Source organism: Virgibacillus subterraneus (assembly GCF_900110695.1).
GTDB classification, from domain to species: Bacteria; Bacillota; Bacilli; order Bacillales; family Amphibacillaceae; genus Lentibacillus; species Lentibacillus subterraneus.
In genome coordinates this window covers 279159-296797 of sequence record NZ_FOEH01000004.1, presented here as the reverse complement: position 1 = coordinate 296797, position 17639 = coordinate 279159, and the positions used below count along the sequence as shown (strand labels likewise).

The window sequence follows — 17639 nt, the reverse complement described above, 5'->3', positions numbered from 1 at the left end:
TATGGTAGTAGGAGATTTTCCAATTGAGTTAGACACGTTAGTAGTTGGAGCAGGACCGGGTGGCTATGTAGCTGCCATCCGTGCTGCCCAAACCGGTCAAAATGTAACAATTGTTGATAAAGGTGCACTTGGTGGTGTTTGCTTAAATGTTGGGTGTATCCCATCTAAAGCAATGATTCAAGCTGGTCATCTGACTGAAAACGCTCATGGTAATGAAGAATTAGGTATTAAAACGGAAAATGTATCCGTTGATTTTTCCAAGGTTCAGGAATGGAAAGGAAAAGTTGTTAATAAACTAACTTCTGGCGTTGAAAGTCTTTTGAAAGGGAACAAAGTTGATATTGTTAAAGGCGAAGTATACTTTGTTGATAAAAATACAGTAAAAGTTATGGATGAAAAGAATTCACAGACTTATACATTTAACAACTGTATTATTGCAACAGGTTCAACACCAATTGAAATTCCAAGTTTTAAATTTACGGATCGCGTTATTGACTCTACCGGTGCATTAGATCTAAAAGAAATTCCTAAGAAAATGGTAGTTATCGGAGGCGGTTATATCGGAACTGAGTTAGGCACTGCATATGCTAACTTTGGAACTGATGTAACAATCCTTGAAGGTACAAAGCAGATTCTTGGCGCTTTTGAAAAACAAATGCAGCAAGTAGTAAGCAAACGCCTTAAGAAAAAAGGTGTAACAGTTACCACAGAAGCAATGGCAAAAGGTGTTGAAGAGTCTAAAGATGGTGTAACAGTAACCTATGAAGTTAACGGCAAAGAAGAAACCGTTGACGCTGACTATGTATTGGTAACAGTTGGCCGCCGTCCAAATACAGCGGAAATTGGTTTAGAGCAAGTAGGTATTGATGTAGATGATAAAGGACTTATTAAAATTGATAAACAATGCCGTACAAACATAGACAATATTTATGCAATTGGTGATATTGTTGATGGTCCTCCATTAGCTCATAAAGCATCATATGAAGGAAAAGTGGCAGCCGAAGTAATCGGTGGAGAGAAATCAGAAATTGATTATATTGGAATTCCTACTGTTGTATTCTCAGATCCTGAGTTAGCTACAGTTGGCTATAGTCAACAAGAAGCAAAAGATGCTGGATACAATGCAAAGGCATCCAAGTTTCCATTTGCTGCTAACGGTCGGGCATTATCATTAAATGATAGTGATGGATTTATGAAATTAATTACCAGAGAAGAAGATGGTCTGGTAATTGGGGCTCAGATTGCAGGTCCAAATGCTAGTGAAATGATAGCAGAAGTAGGATTGGCAATAGAAGCAGGAATGACAGCCGAAGATATAGCGTTGACAATTCATAACCATCCAAGTCTTGGTGAAATTACGATGGAAGCTGCTGATGTAGCATTAGGAATGCCAATACACACAATGTAAATCATACTTTTTAAAGAGAGCTGTCATAGTGCAGTTCTCTTTTTTTTGGCAGTTCGATGCAACTATGTATTTATTGTTCTGGATTAAGATGGCTTAAAATTAAAGTTTTTTAACATATAGAGCCCAAAAAAAGCAGTTCAGTTAAGGGTACAAAATTCGTTTTTGTACTCCAACTGAACTGCTTGTATATTTCTATTTAATGTCTTTTCCGCCGTAAATCGATTTCTTTGGCCTCTTCTTTAAATGATTTCATTAACGAAAATATAATCAAAATCATGATTATCGCAAATGGAAAGGCTGCTATAATCGAGGCTGTTTGTAAAGCTCCGAGTCCGCCTTGCCACAACAATACCGCTGCAGCACTTGATTGGATAATTCCCCATACAAACTTAACAGTATTTGGTGGGTATAAGCTTCCACCAGTCGTTTGCATTCCCAATACAAATGTTGCAGAGTCTGCAGATGTGATAAAAAACGTACTGATTAATAAAATTGCAATGATTGACATTACAATGCCGAATGGAAATTGCTCAAGGACCACAAATAAAGCCGCTTCAGAGCCAAGATTATCAACAACTTGCTGAATTTCTGCACCCTGAAAATGTTCCAGGTTGATTGCCGATCCACCGAATACGGAAAACCAGAGAGCACCGAAAATGGTAGGCACTAAAAGAACGCCTAGTACGAATTCTCGAATTGTTCTGCCTTTGGAAACACGGGCAATAAATGTACCTACAAACGGTGCCCATGCAATCCACCATGCCCAATAAAAGATAGTCCAATCTTGTATCCATGAGTCATCCATATCAAAAGGAGTCATTCTAAAACTCATGCCTGGCAGGTTTTGCAAGTAACTGCCAAATGTTGTAGTGAATAGATTCATGATGAAGTTTGTAGGACCTGCAAATAATAGAAACAGCATTAAAGCAATTGCTAAAACGATGTTTGTATTACTTAGATATTTAATTCCTTTATTAAGACCTGTCATAGCAGACGTCATATATAGTACAGTAACAATTCCAATAATAATAAGTTGCAGCGAAATTGTTTTATCTAAACCAAATACGTATGATACACCTCCAGAGATTTGGATAGCCCCAAAGCCTAGGGAAGTAGCAACACCAAATATTGTTGCAAACACAACTATAAAGTCAATAAGGGTTCCCCAGGCTCCTTTCATTTTATCGCCGAATATAGGTTCAAGAATTGCACTTACAACTCCTGGAGATTGCTTTCTGAATTTAAAATATGCTAGTGCTAAAGCAATTGTGGCGTAAATTGCCCATGGATGCAGCCCCCAATGAAAGAAGCTGTAACGCATAGCAGTTTTAGCGGTTTCATTTGATGTAGGCTCTCCAAATGGTGGCAAATGATAATGCGATAATGGTTCAGCAGCACCCCAGAAAACTAATCCAATTCCCATACCTGCACTAAAAAGCATCGCAAACCATGTTAAATAGGAATATTCAGGCTTATCCCCTGGTTTTCCAAGTTTTATATTTCCATATTTGGAAAAAACCAAATAGATTGCAAATACCAAGAATGCAGTTGCACTCATCAAGTAGAACCAGCCAAATTTGTCTACTATATCCCCTTGGATTTCTGTTGTTACTTCACTCATATTACTATTTGGAAGGATTCCCCAAATAATAAATAATACTGCGACGATGGCTGAAATGTAGAATACCTTTGTCACTTTTTTCATATGAACATTCCTCTCTATGTAGATTATTTTCACAAAGTATATTTGAAGGAATTAAGTACATTTACGTATTGAAACATACGATAATAAATAGTTCAATTCTTACGTAAATAATTAGTACATTGTGCTTATTGTTTCCCTTAGATTTAATATAATTCTCTGTATATATGCTTTTACGTATTCCCACACAAGGAAAAATTAAACAATGACTCTTAGAAAACTACAACATTTGTTAAAATTATGTCGGAATGCTTATGCAGTTAAGAATTTTTATTTTTTCTTATCTGCCGAAAAAAGTATGGTCATTACCCACTGATATCATATATAATTAAAATAATGCCATATACGCATATAATAGGGGGACAGCAATGAAAAAATTGATATGGATATTGTTGGTATTACTTGTATTTGTTACAGCTTGTGAGGAAAGTAAAACAATCAATTCAGATGATAAAGTTCCGAATCAGGAAAATACTAAGGAACAAACAGATGATGTTGATGAGGAAGTAAAAGCTGAAGAAGATAGCGAGAAGGAAGATGCAGAAAAAGAAGAAGAAAAAATGAGTGAACCAGAAGAAGACAAGCCGCTGGAAGCACAGTATATAATTAATGAGGAAAACTCTTCGGTAATGCCTTTGAATGATAGTATAAATGAAAAGGTAGTATTGTTAACTATTGATGATGCGCCACATAAACATTCATTGGAGATGGCAAAAACGTTAAAAGAATTGAATGCGAGTGCGATCTTTTTTGTGAATGGACATTTTCTGGATACTACTGAGGAAGAAGAAATTTTAAAGAAAATTCATGATATGGGTTTTGAAATCGGAAATCATACATATAACCATCCTTTATTACCAGATTTGTCTAAGGAAGAACAGAAAAAGGAAATTATTAGCTTAAATGATAGGATTGAGGAGATTATTGGGGAAAGACCAGAGTTTTTCAGAGCCCCAAATGGTGAGAACACTGACTTTTCAAAAGAAGTAGCGAAAGATGAAGGCATGGTCGTAATGAAATGGACGTACGGTTATGACTGGGTAACAGAGTACCGTTCAAAGGAAGCCATCACAGATATTATGCTGGAAACCAATTTATTAAGTAAGGGTGCCAATTTACTAATGCACGACCACGAATGGACGGCTAAGGCATTGAAAGATATTGTAACTGGACTACGAGAAAAGGGATATGAAATGGTAGACCCTTCATTAATACAAACCGAAGAGTAACATATAACAGTCAGGTATTTTAATATCTGGCTGTTTATTAATTCACAAAAACATATATAGTGTAATATGTTATACTAATTAGGGGTTGATTCTTTAATTGTGACACATTATAATAACAATACAGTGTTATAATTAACTGGAAAAGGAGTTGGGACAGGTGGGGACAATCGTTTGTCAAGATTGCCAGAAAGTAATTGACCATTATGATGATGAAAAAGTAACTACTCTTTATGGTTCATGTCCGACTTGTAATAAAAAATAAATTAATATTGATACATTAAAGCTGCATGGATATCCGTGCAGCTTATTCTTTAGCAGTTAAAAAAGTATAAATCCTTTCTTACTGGATAAGTGCAGCTAAGGCTTGGCGATAAGCCAAGATTTTAATGGTTATATATTGTATTAGCAATTACTAATTATTAAATGATAGAATAACAAGAAAAAGAGGTGATTATATTGAGGTGGGAAACAAAAGTAACAGAGCTATTGGAAATTGAATATCCTATTATTCAGGGGGGACTTGCATATTTAGCATATGCTGATTTAGCGGCAGCAGTATCAAATGCTGGTGGTCTGGGGCAAATAACGGCAATGAGTCTACCTGGTCCAGATGAATTACGTAATGAGATAAGAAAAGTGCAAACAATAACAAATAAACCTTTTGGTGTTAATTTTGCTATTGGACAACATGGGCGGTCATTTGAGCATATGGTACAAGTGGCTATCGATGAAAAAGTACCAGTCGTATCAGTAACTGGTGGAAATCCAAAAGGTGTGCTTGACATGGTAAAAGATCTTCCAATCAAGAAACTTGTGCTTGTTGCTGCGCGCAGGCAAGCTGAAAAGGCAGAAGAGCTAGGCGCAGACGCAGTCATGGTAGTTGGACAAGAAGGAGGAGGCCACCTTGGACGTGGTGATGTTGGTACGTTTGTATTAACGCCACAAGTTGTTGATTCTGTTTCTATCCCGGTGATCGCTTCAGGAGGAATTGTGGATGGACGAAGTATGATGGCCGCACTTTCATTAGGAGCTGAAGGTATTGAAATGGGTACACGCTTTATTGCGACAAAAGAATGTATTGATGCACATCCTGCATATAAACAGGCACTACTTGAAGCTGACGAAAATTCAACAGTCGTAATAAAACGTACTTTAGGAACCCCGGCAAGGGCACTGAAAAATCCATGGACGGACAAAATTTTAGGTATAGAGAAAGAGCGTGGTGATTACGAGGCACTTAAAACATACATAAGTGGGGAAGCTAATAAACAATACATCCATAAAGGTAAGGATACAGAAGGATTTGGCTGGGCTGGTCAAGGTGCAGCAAGAATCCAGGATATTCCTACTGTGAAAGAATTAATTAATTCGATGATTAGTGAAGCTGATATCATTAAGGAAAAATGGATAGATTGAGGTGATTAACAGTAATGAGTTATCATTACCCGCTAGACGAATCTTGGTCAAAAGAGGAAATTATTGATGTTGTTAATTTTTTTGCATTGATAGAACAATCATATGAACAGCAAGTTAAACGGGAAGAAATTCTAGCAGCATACCGAAAATTCAAGGATATTGTACCATCTAAAAGTGAAGAGAAGACCTATTTTGCGGACTTTGAAAAGGCTTCGGGATATGCAAGTTATCCTGTTGTAAAAAAAGCTAGAGAATCTGAACAAAAAACAATTACAATAAATAAGTAAAAGACCTTTCATTATGAAGGGTCTTTTACTTTGGCAGTCATGGCTTTTCGTCATTAAAGTCTTGGCGATAAGCCAAGTTTTCTAATATTAATAAGGCTCATACGTGCTTTTATTAATTCATTGAGATTTTATAAAGAGGTGTCAGTTTATTAAATGTATCTTCAACTTCCTTTAAAAATGCCTGTCCATCTTTCAAAACCGGATCACCAGGTTTGAAATGTCTGCCAATTAGAAATTCTGCTTTTTTAACATTTTGAAAGCGGGTAAGCGCCTTTTCCAAATTAATCTCATCAAAACGTGTCGCATCTTTTTTGGTATGATCCAAGGAAACAACATAATCATCTGGAATTGTCTGTTTGATCTCTTCCATGTGTTTTAAAAATGTTTTAGCCATTTCCTGTTTTCCTGGCAGTTCATAAATATATGCAAGCCATACAAATAAATGGTCATCAAATAATCCGATTTGAAAATGCGGATGTTTCTTGTAACCTCGTTTATTATGACAAAATGCCATCCATGTATCATTAGGCGGGTTCTTTGTACGTCTTAGGTGCTGTGCAATATGTATATGCATTTCACTATCTGTCATTTCTGAAACAGGTTCAGTCAGTTCTTCACCTAGAGCCTTAAATTTTGGCTGTATGTTTTCTCTGATGGCTTCCATTCGCTCATCAAGGCCATCAATCGTAAAGATATTAAAATCTTTTTCCGTAAATCCCTTAAATACCATATAAATCATCCTTTCTAAGGTGAACCATCATAGATTATAATAATTATTATTAAGTAAAAATAGGATTCAGTCAAGTTATACCCCGCGAACAATGTTTAAAAAGATTGAAAATTGGGGAATGTAAAATCAAAAGTTACTATTTACCATGAACTATTTGGGAAAATATATCATATATATAATAAAAGCCAACTGAAAGGTTGTGGGTAAAGTGAAATATGTAATGGAGGCACTGAGAAAGAAAGAAGCACAAGAAAAATTGCCCGTTATTCGAATGGAAATTGATTATGAACTTGTAACGCTACACGATGCAATGGAAGCCAACGATAAAATTGAAATGATAAAATCAAAAGAACGTTTAGAGCAATTACGATTGCAAATGTTGGAGATTGAAAATGATTAATAATGGAAAATGACCCCATGTTTACATATGTTCATTGATAGTTTATGAACAATATTGGGGTCATTTGTATGTATAAGTTTATAATCACCAGATTAAAAAAATGATTCAACGCATCCAATTTGGTATCATAGATATAGATGAAATGTAATGGAGGCTTATAAATGAATTTGGAGATGCGTGATGTAATATACAAACAAGCAAAAGAATGGGTACTTCAAGCAGGCAATACGATTAGAGAAAAAATGCATGATCGGATGGAGATTAATACAAAATCCAATCCAAATGACCTGGTAACAACTATGGATCAAAATACAGAAAACTTTTTTGTATCAAATATTAAAAAAACATATCCTGATCACTTTATAATTAGTGAGGAAGGGTATGGTGATCAACTGGAAACACTTGACGGGACCGTCTGGATAATAGACCCAATTGATGGGACGATGAATTTCGTCCATCAAAAGAGAAATTTTGCAATATCTGTAGGTATTTATCATGAAGGTGTAGGAGAAATTGGTTTTATATATGATGTAATGGCTGACGTGCTTTATAGCGCCAAACGCAATGAAGGTGCATTTAAAAACGATGATGCTTTACCAAGCCTTGTTAATAAAAAGCACCTTTTGGAGTCTATCGTTGGCTTAAATCACTTTTGGCTTTGTGAAAATAGATTAGTGGATGAACAGGTGATGCAGGATTTTGTAAGAACAATTAGGGGCACTAGAACATATGGTTCTGCAGCACTTGAATTCGCCTATGTTGCAGAGGGAATAATGGATGGATACTTAACAATGAGTTTATCTCCATGGGACATTGCTGCAGGAATAGTTATTGTTAATGAAGTAGGAGGCGTGACGACAACTATCTATGGCGAAGAAGTTAACATGCTTGAAAAAAATTCGATATTAACATGTAATCCGGCTATAAAAAGTGCTATTGTAGATGATTATATGCTGAAAGGAAAAAAGTGACTCCAATTAGTGAAGTCACTTTCTTTTTCGCTTGAGTGATAATCCGTATCCCATAAATCCGAAACCTAACAGTATAAATAATAAGACAAACCAAACATTGCGAAATGCAATGGAAATTCCGACGAGAACAAACATGAGAATTACCAATGTCGCTAACGATAGCATGGGAATATTAATATTTTTCATAAATTACACCTCTTTTTACTTGAACTAGTATATATTAATTCCGGGTATTGTTCAAAAAATTAATTTTAAGAAATCAGACAAATTTATAACTAGCATATAGCAAAAAGATTTAGTATGATAGATAATGAGTTTTAATGTTTGCTGGTAATGGAGGATATGGATGGATACTAATTTTAGTTTGCTATATGATTTTATTGTAGATAATTATCATGGTCATGAACTAATAATTTTTTATGTCTTAAATTTTATTTTTGCATCAATTGCATACAAGTTAGGATTTGCTCGCAAATTACCAATATTAAAATCTTTTTTGGTTTATTTAATGTTAGCATTTGGTTCGATAATCATAACGTTTTTTAGTATAGTTGGTTATCCTATTACAGAGAGTTTACTTATTATGTCACTGATTTTAGGAATATACAGATTCAGACTGTATCAAGAGAGAAAAACAAAAAGTAAATCATAGAAAGACAAAAAACTCCCATTTTTGGGAGTTTTTATCTATATTAAATCCTTTTTTTGTTTCTTCCCTTCATATAAGTGGAAGTTTCCAGTTTCATGTCTCTTTTTTGTGTTACTATATATCCGCTGATCACATTGCTGACATAAATACATATGGATTCTGCGATTTCTTAACCGTTTAGCTTGCAATGAACTATCCTGAATATCTTCTATAGTGTCACATAACACACATTGTACTTGCATCTCATCACCTCTAAAAATTAGGCTGTTTACCTATTAACTATAACATGACATTCTTTTGTATTAAAGTGAATGTTTTATAAGAGAATAAGTGGGGAACATATTAATTATTAAACTATATATAAATTGGAAAGGGTGATTAGATGCGAAAAAGATATATTGCTTCAGCGGCTGGAGCTATCGGAGCAGGAATTATGGGTGTTATCCTTAATAAAGAGGAAAACAGAAATAAACTAAAAGATAAAGTAAGATATATAACCAATAAAGTAAAAGATACAAATAAATCTAATTCTACTTTAGAAGATGCTGGTATTCCAGATCAAACAGAGGACAAGGATCCTGCACAACTGGAAAACGCTAAAATGGTATCAGAAGGGTCCCAATTTGGAGTAGACTATTATAATGAGGTTAAGGAAAAAGAAAGTGAAGAAAATAATATGAAATAAGAAAAGTGCTTCCTATCCTCTTCGGGAAGCACTTTTTGATAGGTAAGAAAGTATAAATACTTTTTTACTGCATAAGCGCAACTAAGGCTTGAATGCCAAGACCCGCTGCAAAGTACGGTAACGCAACTGCAGTGCGCTGGCACACTGCATACTGTGCTAAACAGCCACTTACGCTTTTTTTCTTATTCATTGTTCTGATGATTTGATTGTTCTTCCTCTATATCATCCAACTCTTCCTGATCTTCTTTTGGCAACATTTCTTTGTTTTGATCTGGTTCCTGTGGTTGATCATCATTAATTGGAAAGTCTGGCATATATCTACCTACAATTGCTGAAAGTTCGTCAACAACTCCCTGTACAGGATGTCCTTGATTAATTTTGTTTCCCATCATACGAAGCCTTTCGACAACATCGCCATCAGCAACAACAACTGCTGTTTTTCCATATGGATCATTCTGTAATGCTTCCAAAACGGAATATTTTATAGTTCCAACACGTGAACGGTCTAAATCTTTATCAACATTTATACCTACAACAGCATATGGACCTGCTACTATGGATGCAGAGTCATTGACATTTGGTACTTCACTTGCAATATTTGCTAAATGGGTAGAGATTTGTCTGTTAGTGGGATTTTGTTTCTCTCTGGGGTCAGAATCTTCTACCTGTACAATACGGTTATTTTCTTTTTCAGTTGATAAGGATTGATCTTCTTCCTCATTTTGCTGACAGCCATTTAAAAACAAAAAACTCATTAAAGACAGTATTCCTAAACGTAACAACATGTGTACTCCTCCTTTAAAATGTACAAACGGAATTACTGTCTTATTATTCTGAGTCGAATGCTGTAAAATATACATTCAAAAGTACAAAAGCAAGGTTAAGAGAAATCTGCAATTTCTGGAGAAAGACTTTTCTATTATATGCCATTTCAAAAAAGAACTCGTATTAGTAACTTAGCATTGCTAAAGTGATTCTTATGAAAGCTTTATATTGCTTTGTTTGAACCCCTTATACTTTGGAGAGATAAGCAATAGTTGCACTAATTAAGTAAGAAAATATATATAGTTTTTTAACTACTAAAAAAGCTGCTTACATATAATATGTAAACAGCTTCATCATTTAATTAATAACTATTTTCTCAATTCCTGTAATAGGATTATCTTTATTGGAACCGTCCTTATAAAATAAGTGAACAGGCCCTTCTTCTTTTAGGGGCTTTCCATCAACAGCAAATAGTAAATAGCAACTTTGCAAAGCTTCTAGTGAGATATGTTCATCTCCCTTACTTGTTACGATTGTAACGTCTGTAGCATTTTCATTTACTTCGGCATGATCCACAAACTCATTAATTGGCATTACATATGAGTTTTCTAGTATTTTTTCTCGTTCAAACCGGGATATGCTTTTATTAACTGGTGGATTTATTTTCTGTTGATAAACTGCTCTACTCCAACGTTTCGATGCATTTTCAAGTTCATTGTCCTCAACTTGTACATTTTCTCGTTCCGTGAATGCTTCTTCTAGTAGTATTTTTCTATCATCAAAGATCCATACGGTTGGATCTAGTGTGATTGAATATGTAACATTTCCAATAATCGGGACTATCATGTCTAACCACCTCTCAAAAATTATCTTTATCAAGAATAGCAGACATTCTTAAATTTTTCACTATAAATGATTAATTGATTAATTTTAAATTTACCTTAATATCATTTGCATTTTCATGGTTCAAACGATAATATAATATAGAAGAAAGTCTTTTAAATGGAGGGGATATATTTGATTCCTGAGGTGACTGAAACTCATCGTGAAAAAGCCTATGCCCTTCTAAAGGCTGATGCTGATAAAATACGAAGGCTAATAGAAGTTCAGATTGAGAATTTAACGATGCCACAATGTCCTTTATATGAAGAGGTTTTGGATACACAAATGTTTGGTCTTTCAAGGGAGATCGATTTTGCTGTGCGTTTAAACTTAATCAGCGAGCATGAAGGTAAAGCAGTACTTGAGAATTTAGAAAGGCAGCTTAATATATTACATGAAGCAGCACAAAATTCGGTGTAATGTCATGTTACAACTTAGCAAAAACTTTGCCTAATTGGATAATGGCAAGGTTTTTTTATTTAAGCAGTTAAGAAAGTATAAATACTTTTACTGCATAAGTGCAACTAAGGCTTTTGCCATTAAGGCTTGGCGAAAAGCCAAGTTTTCTAATCTAATAGAAGTAGGAATTTAATATGTTACACAATTATATTAATTATGTTATACTATTAAAAATTTCTATTTCAACTATTGTTACTAATACATATGTTGAGGAGAAGAAAGATGATACAGAGATTAAAGAGTTATGATTTTACGTTAATGATTACACCAATACTACTATCAATGTTTGGGATAGTAATGATTTACAGTGCTAGTATGGTAATCGCTGTTGTAGAAGGTAATGAAAGTTCACATTATCTGATTAAGCAGATTCAATGGTTTTCATTAGCTATGGTAGGGTTTGTTGTGACAAGCATTTTTCCGTATAAATATTATCAAAAGTTGATGAAATTGATAATTTTAATTATCATTGGATTATTGGTGGGAGTTAGTATTTTTGGAAATGAAGCTAACGGTGCCCGATCGTGGTTCAATTTTGGATTCATCAGTATGCAGCCTGCTGAATTTGCAAAATTAGGATTAATTATGTATCTTGCCTCTGTATACTCTAAAAAACAATCGTACATTAATGAGTTTAACAGAGGAGTGCTTCCACCTTTAATATTAACTGCAGTAATATTGGGTCTCATTGTTTCGCAGCCTGATATTGGAACAGCAGCAATTATATTTATGATTGCTTGCTCTGTGATATTCAGTTCCGGAATTCACTTTAAACATTTATCCATTCTTGTGTTGGTAGGCTTGGCTTTAGTCGCTTTTGCTGTACCAAATATGGTGACTGAAGAGCGAATTGCCAGATTTGATGGGGCTTACCAGCCTTTTGAAGACCCGCAAGACGATGGGTATCATCTGATTCAGTCATATCTAGCTATAGGTGTTGGTGGACTTACTGGTGAAGGTTTGGGACAGAGTGTTCAAAAGCTTGGCTATTTACTAGAACCTCATACTGATTTTATAATGGCAGTTATAGCTGAAGAACTAGGTTTTGTAGGGGTCTTTATTGTAGTGGGTATGTTGTCTATTATTGTTCTGCGTGGATTCTTTATTTCCAAAAAATGCTCCGATAGTTTTGGTGCACTATTAGCGATAGGAATTTCCTCGATGATTGGAATTCAAGCATTTATTAATCTCGGGGCAATAAGTGGAATTTTACCGATCACAGGGGTACCATTGCCGTTTGTGAGTTATGGTGGCTCATCGCTTCTTGTTATGATGGTATCAATGGGAATAATGAATAACATTGCAAAATCTAATAAGCAAAAAGAAGAACAACCAATACCTGTAAGTACAAAAGAAGAACCTGAAACAAATGTATTTAAAAATAGAGGAGGAAAAACATGGGTGAGGTAAAACGTATTGAAAAAGTATTAGTTGCAAATCGTGGTGAAATTGCTATACGTGTCTTCCGAGCTTGTACTGAACTTAATATTCGTACTGTTGCGGTTTATTCCCAAGAAGACACCAGCTCTTACCATCGTTATAAAGCTGATGAGGCTTATTTGATTGGTGAAGGGAAGAAGCCAATCGATGCATATCTTGATATTGAAGGTATAATTGAACTTGCAAAAAATGTAGGTATTGATGCGATACATCCAGGCTATGGATTTCTTTCAGAAAATATTCATTTTGCTAAGCGTTGTGAAGAAGAGGGAATAATTTTCATTGGTCCAACAAGCGAGCATTTGAATATGTTTGGCGATAAAGTGAAAGCTAGAACGCAGGCAATAAACGCTGGCCTTCCAATTATTCCAGGTACTGATGGGCCAGTAACAACAGTAGATGACGTAAGAAAATTCGGGGAAAAACATGGTTATCCAATCATTATTAAAGCATCACTTGGCGGCGGTGGCCGTGGTATGCGTATCGTCCGTAATGAAAGTGGATTGTCAGAAGCCTATGATCGTGCTAAGTCAGAGGCAAGAGCAGCATTTGGCAGTGACGAAGTGTATGTTGAGAAGTTAATAGAAAACCCAAAACATATAGAAGTACAAGTTATTGGGGACAAACATGGAAATACAGTTCATTTATATGAGCGAGACTGCTCCATACAACGCAGGCATCAAAAGGTAGTAGAGATGGCACCAAGTGTTTCATTACAAGATGATTTACGACTTGAGATCTGTGAAGCAGCAGTAGACCTGATGAAAAATGTTAACTACATAAATGCGGGAACTGTTGAATTTTTAGTAACAGATGATGATTATTATTTTATTGAAGTTAACCCACGTGTTCAGGTTGAGCATACCATTACAGAAATGATAACTGGAATTGATATTGTCCAAACCCAGCTTAAAATTGCTGAAGGACAAGATATTCATAACAAGTCAATTGGTATTCCTGACCAGGATAGAATCGTGACCAACGGATATGCTATTCAATCACGTGTAACAACAGAAGATCCATTAAACAATTTCATGCCGGACACCGGGAAGATTATGGCTTACCGCACTGGTGGAGGATTTGGTGTACGCTTGGACGCTGGAAATGGATTCCAGGGTGCGATTATTTCTCCGCATTATGACTCTTTACTAGTAAAGGTGTCGACTTGGGCACTGACATTTGAACAAGCTGCACAAAAAATGGTCAGAAATTTAAAAGAATTCCGGATTAGAGGAATAAAAACAAACATTCCTTTCTTGGAAAATGTAATCTCACATAGTAAATTTTTATCTGGAAAATACAGTACAACGTTTATTGATCAGACACCAGAGTTATTTGTATTTCCGAAGCGAAAAGACCGTGGAACTAAAATGCTTTCCTATATTGGCCATACTACAGTTAATGGATTTGAAGGTATTGCTAGAAAGAAGAAACCGTCATTAGCATCTCCAATTGTACCTAAAATTAATAAGCTGGATGAAATTCCGACGGGGACAAAACAGATTTTGGATGAGCATGGACCTGAATATTTAGCAGAGTGGTTAAAAGCACAAAATAACGTGATGCTGACAGACACTACCTTTCGCGATGCACATCAATCTTTATTAGCTACTCGTGTCAGAACAAAGGATTTATTAAAGATTTCCGAGCCGACTGCGCGTTTATTACCCCAGCTTTTTTCTGTGGAAATGTGGGGGGGAGCAACATTTGATGTATCCTATCGTTTCTTAAAAGAAGACCCTTGGCAGCGATTAATAAAACTTCGTGAAAAAATGCCGAATGTTTTGTTTCAAATGTTACTACGTGCAAGTAATGCGGTAGGTTATAAAAATTACCCTGATAATTTAATAAGTGAATTTGTTGAAAATAGTGCATCTGCTGGAATTGATGTCTTCCGTATATTTGACAGTCTGAATTGGGTTGAGGGAATGAAACCTGCTATTCAGGCAGTACGGGAAAATAATAAAATTGCCGAAGCATCTATGTGTTATACAGGTGATATACTGGATTCAGGTCGTACGAAATATGATTTAAATTATTATGTCAACTTGGCCAAAGAGTTAGAGCGGGCTGGTGCACATATATTGGGGATAAAGGATATGGCTGGCTTGCTAAAACCAGAAGCTGCTTATCAATTGATTTCAACTTTAAAAGAGACCATTGATTTGCCAATCCATCTGCATACACATGACACAAGCGGTAATGGTATTTATATGTATGCTCGAGCTATTGATGCTGGAGTAGATGCGGTTGATGTAGCCAGTGGTCCAATGGCTGGTTTGACATCACAGCCAAGTGCGCAGACTTTATATCACGCATTAGAAGGAAGAGACCGTCAACCTAAATTAAATATCGATTCCTATGAAAAAATCTCACATTATTGGGAAGGTATTAGAGATTACTATCAAGATTTTGAGAGTGGTATGAAAGCACCACATACCGAAATTTATACTCATGAAATGCCAGGTGGACAATATAGTAACTTAAAACAACAAGCGAAAGCGGTAGGACTTGAGGATCGTTGGAATGAAGTTAAAACGATGTTCAGACAAGTAAATGATATGTTTGGGGATATTGTTAAGGTCACACCTTCATCTAAGGTGGTAGGGGATATGACATTATTCATGGTTCAGAATGACTTAACCGAAGATGAAATATATGAACGAGGAGAATCAATTGATTTCCCCGATTCTGTAATTGAATTTGCACAGGGCTATATTGGTCAGCCGTATCAAGGATTTCCACAAGAATTACAACGGATTATTTTAAAAGGAAAAGAATCAATTAAGGTACGACCGGGTGAGTTATTAGATCCGATTGATTTCACCCAATTAAAGGAAACATTATTTAAAACCCTTGATCGCCAGGTAACAAGTTTTGACTTGATTTCATATGCACTATATCCCAAAGTATTTATGGATTACCATAAGTTTACCGAAATGTATGGTGATATGTCGGTTCTCGATACACTCACATTCTTCTATGGTATGAAGCTAGGTGAGGAAATTGAGGTCGAAATTGAACAAGGGAAAACGCTGTTTGTAAAGCTGGTATCTATTTCTGAAGCGCGGTCAGATGGTACCCGTGTCATTTATTTTGAATTGAATGGTCAATCGAGAGAAATTATCGTTAAAGATGAAAATGTAAAATCGCAACTTATAACAAAGCCAAAGATTGATCAAGGTAATGACAAACAAATTGGTGCAACCATGCCTGGAACAGTTGTTAAAGTTCTCTGTGAAAAAGGAGAAAAAGTCCAAAAGGGTGATTATTTACTAATTAATGAAGCTATGAAAATGGAAACAACTGTTCAAGCTCCATATACAGGTGTCATTAAAGATATTTACGTAAAAAATGGTGAAGCGATAGCAGTTAATGATCTACTAATTGAATTTGAATAGTTTAAAAAGGGTAATGGACTAGTCCATTACCCTTTATTTCACAGTCAAGAAAGTATATTTATTTTCTTGAAGCACAAGTGCAAATGGGGCTTATCTAAAAACAAGGTTTATTGTCCAAAGTAAAAGGGTTCTAAGAAAGCAAAATAGGCTTTCATAGGAACCCTTTTAATGAATGTCAAGTTTTCTAATGCTTTGCGCTTCTTGTTGATAACAATATGAAATAACTGAGCATTGCAAAATAGCAGGAAATTACAAACGCATGTAATAATGCTATTCCCAGGTTCAACATTGTAAAGACAATCATAGCTCCAAAGAAGACTTGCAGACTTATTAAAGAGACTGTTGTAATCCAACCCCAGTACATGACCCGATTTGTTCGGTAATTTTTCATGATTTTTATAAATAACACAACCGTCCAAATAAATAATAAACTAGCAGCTAGTCTATGCCCCATCTGAACCCACTGTTCAAAGTTATAGTCAGCTAGTGAAAATGGTGACCCATTTGAACAAAATGGCCAGTCGCCACAAGCCATACTAGAATTGGCGTGTCTAACCAATGCACCTGTATAAACAACAAGTAATGTGTATATCGTCAGTGCATAAATTTCAATACGGTGTTTCTTTTGAATGATTAACGATTTTGCATCGAATTTCTGATCTATTTCAAATATTAAAAGCATCAGCAAAAACAGTGATGCAAATGATATAAGTGAAATACCAAAATGCGTTGCCAAAACAAAATCCGATTGATTCCATACTACCGCTGCTGCACCAATTAGTGCTTGGAGCACCAAGAAGAACGATGATAAAAAGGCTAGGAATTTCACTTCACGAATGTGACCAATAAACTTCCAAGCCAAAATGGATAAAGCCAATACAGTGACACCCATAATTCCAGATACTAATCTATGACTAAGCTCTATTACAAGTTCTGGCGTAATAGTGGATGGTACGAATTCTCCATGGCATAGTGGCCAAGTTGCTCCACATCCCATGCCAGATTCAGTCTTCGTAACAAGGGATCCCCCCATTAACACAAATACCATGCCCAATGTAGAAACTACAGAGAGCCATTTTAACATTTTAATCATATGACTGCCTCACTTTATGTCAAGTAAATATACCTCAATAGAATAATATTAATACTTCTATGTTAATAGAGCAATGAAAAACGCTAAACATATAGTAAAAATCACACAATTGTCATCTTATC

General features: G+C 35.5%; 19 protein-coding genes. 12 read left to right on the top strand and 7 right to left on the bottom strand.

Annotated elements, in window-relative coordinates; genetic code table 11:
• Position 1 precedes the first annotated feature (1 nt).
• On the top strand, positions 2 to 1408 hold the full coding sequence (gene lpdA / locus BMY13_RS13290; RefSeq protein WP_092493089.1) for a dihydrolipoyl dehydrogenase: 1407 nt from the start codon (positions 2 to 4) through the stop codon (positions 1406 to 1408).
• Between the two features lie 196 nt (positions 1409 to 1604).
• Here the strand turns inward: lpdA and BMY13_RS13285 are convergent, their stop codons facing one another.
• On the bottom strand, positions 1605 to 3113 hold the full coding sequence (locus tag BMY13_RS13285; protein WP_092505146.1) for a glycine betaine uptake BCCT transporter: 1509 nt from the start codon (positions 3111 to 3113) through the stop codon (positions 1605 to 1607).
• Between the two features lie 365 nt (positions 3114 to 3478).
• On the opposite strand from BMY13_RS13285, the gene BMY13_RS13280 reads away from it, so the two are divergent.
• The 4 genes from BMY13_RS13280 to BMY13_RS13265 all read left to right on the top strand — a co-directional run bounded on the left by BMY13_RS13280 (position 3479) and on the right by BMY13_RS13265 (position 6042).
• Complete coding sequence (locus BMY13_RS13280; RefSeq protein WP_092505144.1) at positions 3479 to 4339, top strand: polysaccharide deacetylase family protein; 861 nt, start codon at positions 3479 to 3481, stop codon at positions 4337 to 4339.
• Positions 4340 to 4496: 157 nt separating this feature from the next.
• Positions 4497 to 4601 carry a GapA-binding peptide SR1P gene (locus BMY13_RS13275; protein WP_092493086.1) on the top strand — a complete coding sequence of 35 codons (105 nt, stop codon included), beginning with the start codon at positions 4497 to 4499 and terminating at the stop codon, positions 4599 to 4601.
• Positions 4602 to 4795: 194 nt separating this feature from the next.
• A complete protein-coding gene (locus BMY13_RS13270; protein WP_092505142.1) occupies positions 4796 to 5755 on the top strand; it encodes an NAD(P)H-dependent flavin oxidoreductase in 960 nt (319 codons plus the stop codon).
• A gap of 14 nt (positions 5756 to 5769) precedes the next feature.
• Positions 5770 to 6042, top strand: coding sequence for a UPF0223 family protein (locus tag BMY13_RS13265; protein WP_092493083.1), 273 nt, complete (start codon positions 5770 to 5772; stop codon positions 6040 to 6042).
• Between the two features lie 112 nt (positions 6043 to 6154).
• On the opposite strand, the gene BMY13_RS13260 is transcribed toward BMY13_RS13265, so the two are convergent.
• A complete protein-coding gene (locus BMY13_RS13260) occupies positions 6155 to 6772 on the bottom strand; it encodes a YktB family protein (RefSeq protein WP_092505140.1) in 618 nt (205 codons plus the stop codon).
• A 208-nt stretch (positions 6773 to 6980) separates the two neighbouring features.
• Here BMY13_RS13260 and BMY13_RS13255 point away from each other — a divergent pair, with 208 nt between their 5' ends.
• Together BMY13_RS13255 and BMY13_RS13250 are read left to right on the top strand one after the other, a co-directional pair.
• On the top strand, positions 6981 to 7172 hold the full coding sequence (locus tag BMY13_RS13255) for a hypothetical protein (RefSeq protein ID WP_092493081.1): 192 nt from the start codon (positions 6981 to 6983) through the stop codon (positions 7170 to 7172).
• Between the two features lie 161 nt (positions 7173 to 7333).
• A complete protein-coding gene (locus BMY13_RS13250) occupies positions 7334 to 8143 on the top strand; it encodes an inositol monophosphatase family protein (protein WP_092493080.1) in 810 nt (269 codons plus the stop codon).
• Between the two features lie 15 nt (positions 8144 to 8158).
• Here the strand turns inward: BMY13_RS13250 and BMY13_RS19525 are convergent, their stop codons facing one another.
• The gene (locus BMY13_RS19525; RefSeq protein ID WP_175476801.1) at positions 8159 to 8329 is read right to left on the bottom strand and encodes a DUF5325 family protein; all 171 of its coding nucleotides are present in this window, start codon (positions 8327 to 8329) and stop codon (positions 8159 to 8161) included.
• Positions 8330 to 8489: 160 nt separating this feature from the next.
• Here BMY13_RS19525 and BMY13_RS13245 point away from each other — a divergent pair, with 160 nt between their 5' ends.
• Complete coding sequence (locus BMY13_RS13245) at positions 8490 to 8795, top strand: YlaH-like family protein (RefSeq protein WP_092493079.1); 306 nt, start codon at positions 8490 to 8492, stop codon at positions 8793 to 8795.
• Positions 8796 to 8830: 35 nt separating this feature from the next.
• On the opposite strand, the gene BMY13_RS13240 is transcribed toward BMY13_RS13245, so the two are convergent.
• Positions 8831 to 9034, bottom strand: coding sequence for a YlaI family protein (locus BMY13_RS13240; protein ID WP_092493078.1), 204 nt, complete (start codon positions 9032 to 9034; stop codon positions 8831 to 8833).
• 140 nt (positions 9035 to 9174) lie between these two features.
• Between BMY13_RS13240 and BMY13_RS13235 the strand changes: the two genes are divergently transcribed.
• Positions 9175 to 9477: a hypothetical protein gene (locus BMY13_RS13235; protein ID WP_092505138.1), complete on the top strand. Its 303-nt coding sequence runs from the start codon at positions 9175 to 9177 to the stop codon at positions 9475 to 9477.
• A 182-nt stretch (positions 9478 to 9659) separates the two neighbouring features.
• Here the strand turns inward: BMY13_RS13235 and BMY13_RS13230 are convergent, their stop codons facing one another.
• Together BMY13_RS13230 and BMY13_RS13225 are read right to left on the bottom strand one after the other, a co-directional pair.
• Positions 9660 to 10262: a YhcN/YlaJ family sporulation lipoprotein gene (locus tag BMY13_RS13230; protein ID WP_092493075.1), complete on the bottom strand. Its 603-nt coding sequence runs from the start codon at positions 10260 to 10262 to the stop codon at positions 9660 to 9662.
• A 337-nt stretch (positions 10263 to 10599) separates the two neighbouring features.
• Positions 10600 to 11088, bottom strand: coding sequence for a hypothetical protein (locus tag BMY13_RS13225; protein ID WP_092505136.1), 489 nt, complete (start codon positions 11086 to 11088; stop codon positions 10600 to 10602).
• 174 nt (positions 11089 to 11262) lie between these two features.
• Between BMY13_RS13225 and BMY13_RS13220 the strand changes: the two genes are divergently transcribed.
• The 3 genes from BMY13_RS13220 (at position 11263) to pyc (ending at position 16424) form a co-directional block, all read left to right on the top strand.
• A complete protein-coding gene (locus BMY13_RS13220; RefSeq protein ID WP_092493248.1) occupies positions 11263 to 11544 on the top strand; it encodes an Fpa/YlaN family protein in 282 nt (93 codons plus the stop codon).
• 261 nt (positions 11545 to 11805) lie between these two features.
• Positions 11806 to 12993, top strand: a complete 1188-nt coding sequence (gene ftsW, locus BMY13_RS13215) for a putative lipid II flippase FtsW (protein ID WP_092493073.1) — start codon at positions 11806 to 11808, stop codon at positions 12991 to 12993.
• Positions 12981 to 16424: a pyruvate carboxylase gene (gene pyc / locus BMY13_RS13210; RefSeq protein ID WP_092505134.1), complete on the top strand. Its 3444-nt coding sequence runs from the start codon at positions 12981 to 12983 to the stop codon at positions 16422 to 16424. Before ftsW ends, pyc begins: the two co-directional genes overlap by 13 nt.
• A gap of 184 nt (positions 16425 to 16608) precedes the next feature.
• Here the strand turns inward: pyc and BMY13_RS13205 are convergent, their stop codons facing one another.
• A complete protein-coding gene (locus BMY13_RS13205) occupies positions 16609 to 17517 on the bottom strand; it encodes a COX15/CtaA family protein (RefSeq protein ID WP_092493071.1) in 909 nt (302 codons plus the stop codon).
• Positions 17518 to 17639: the final 122 nt, after the last annotated feature.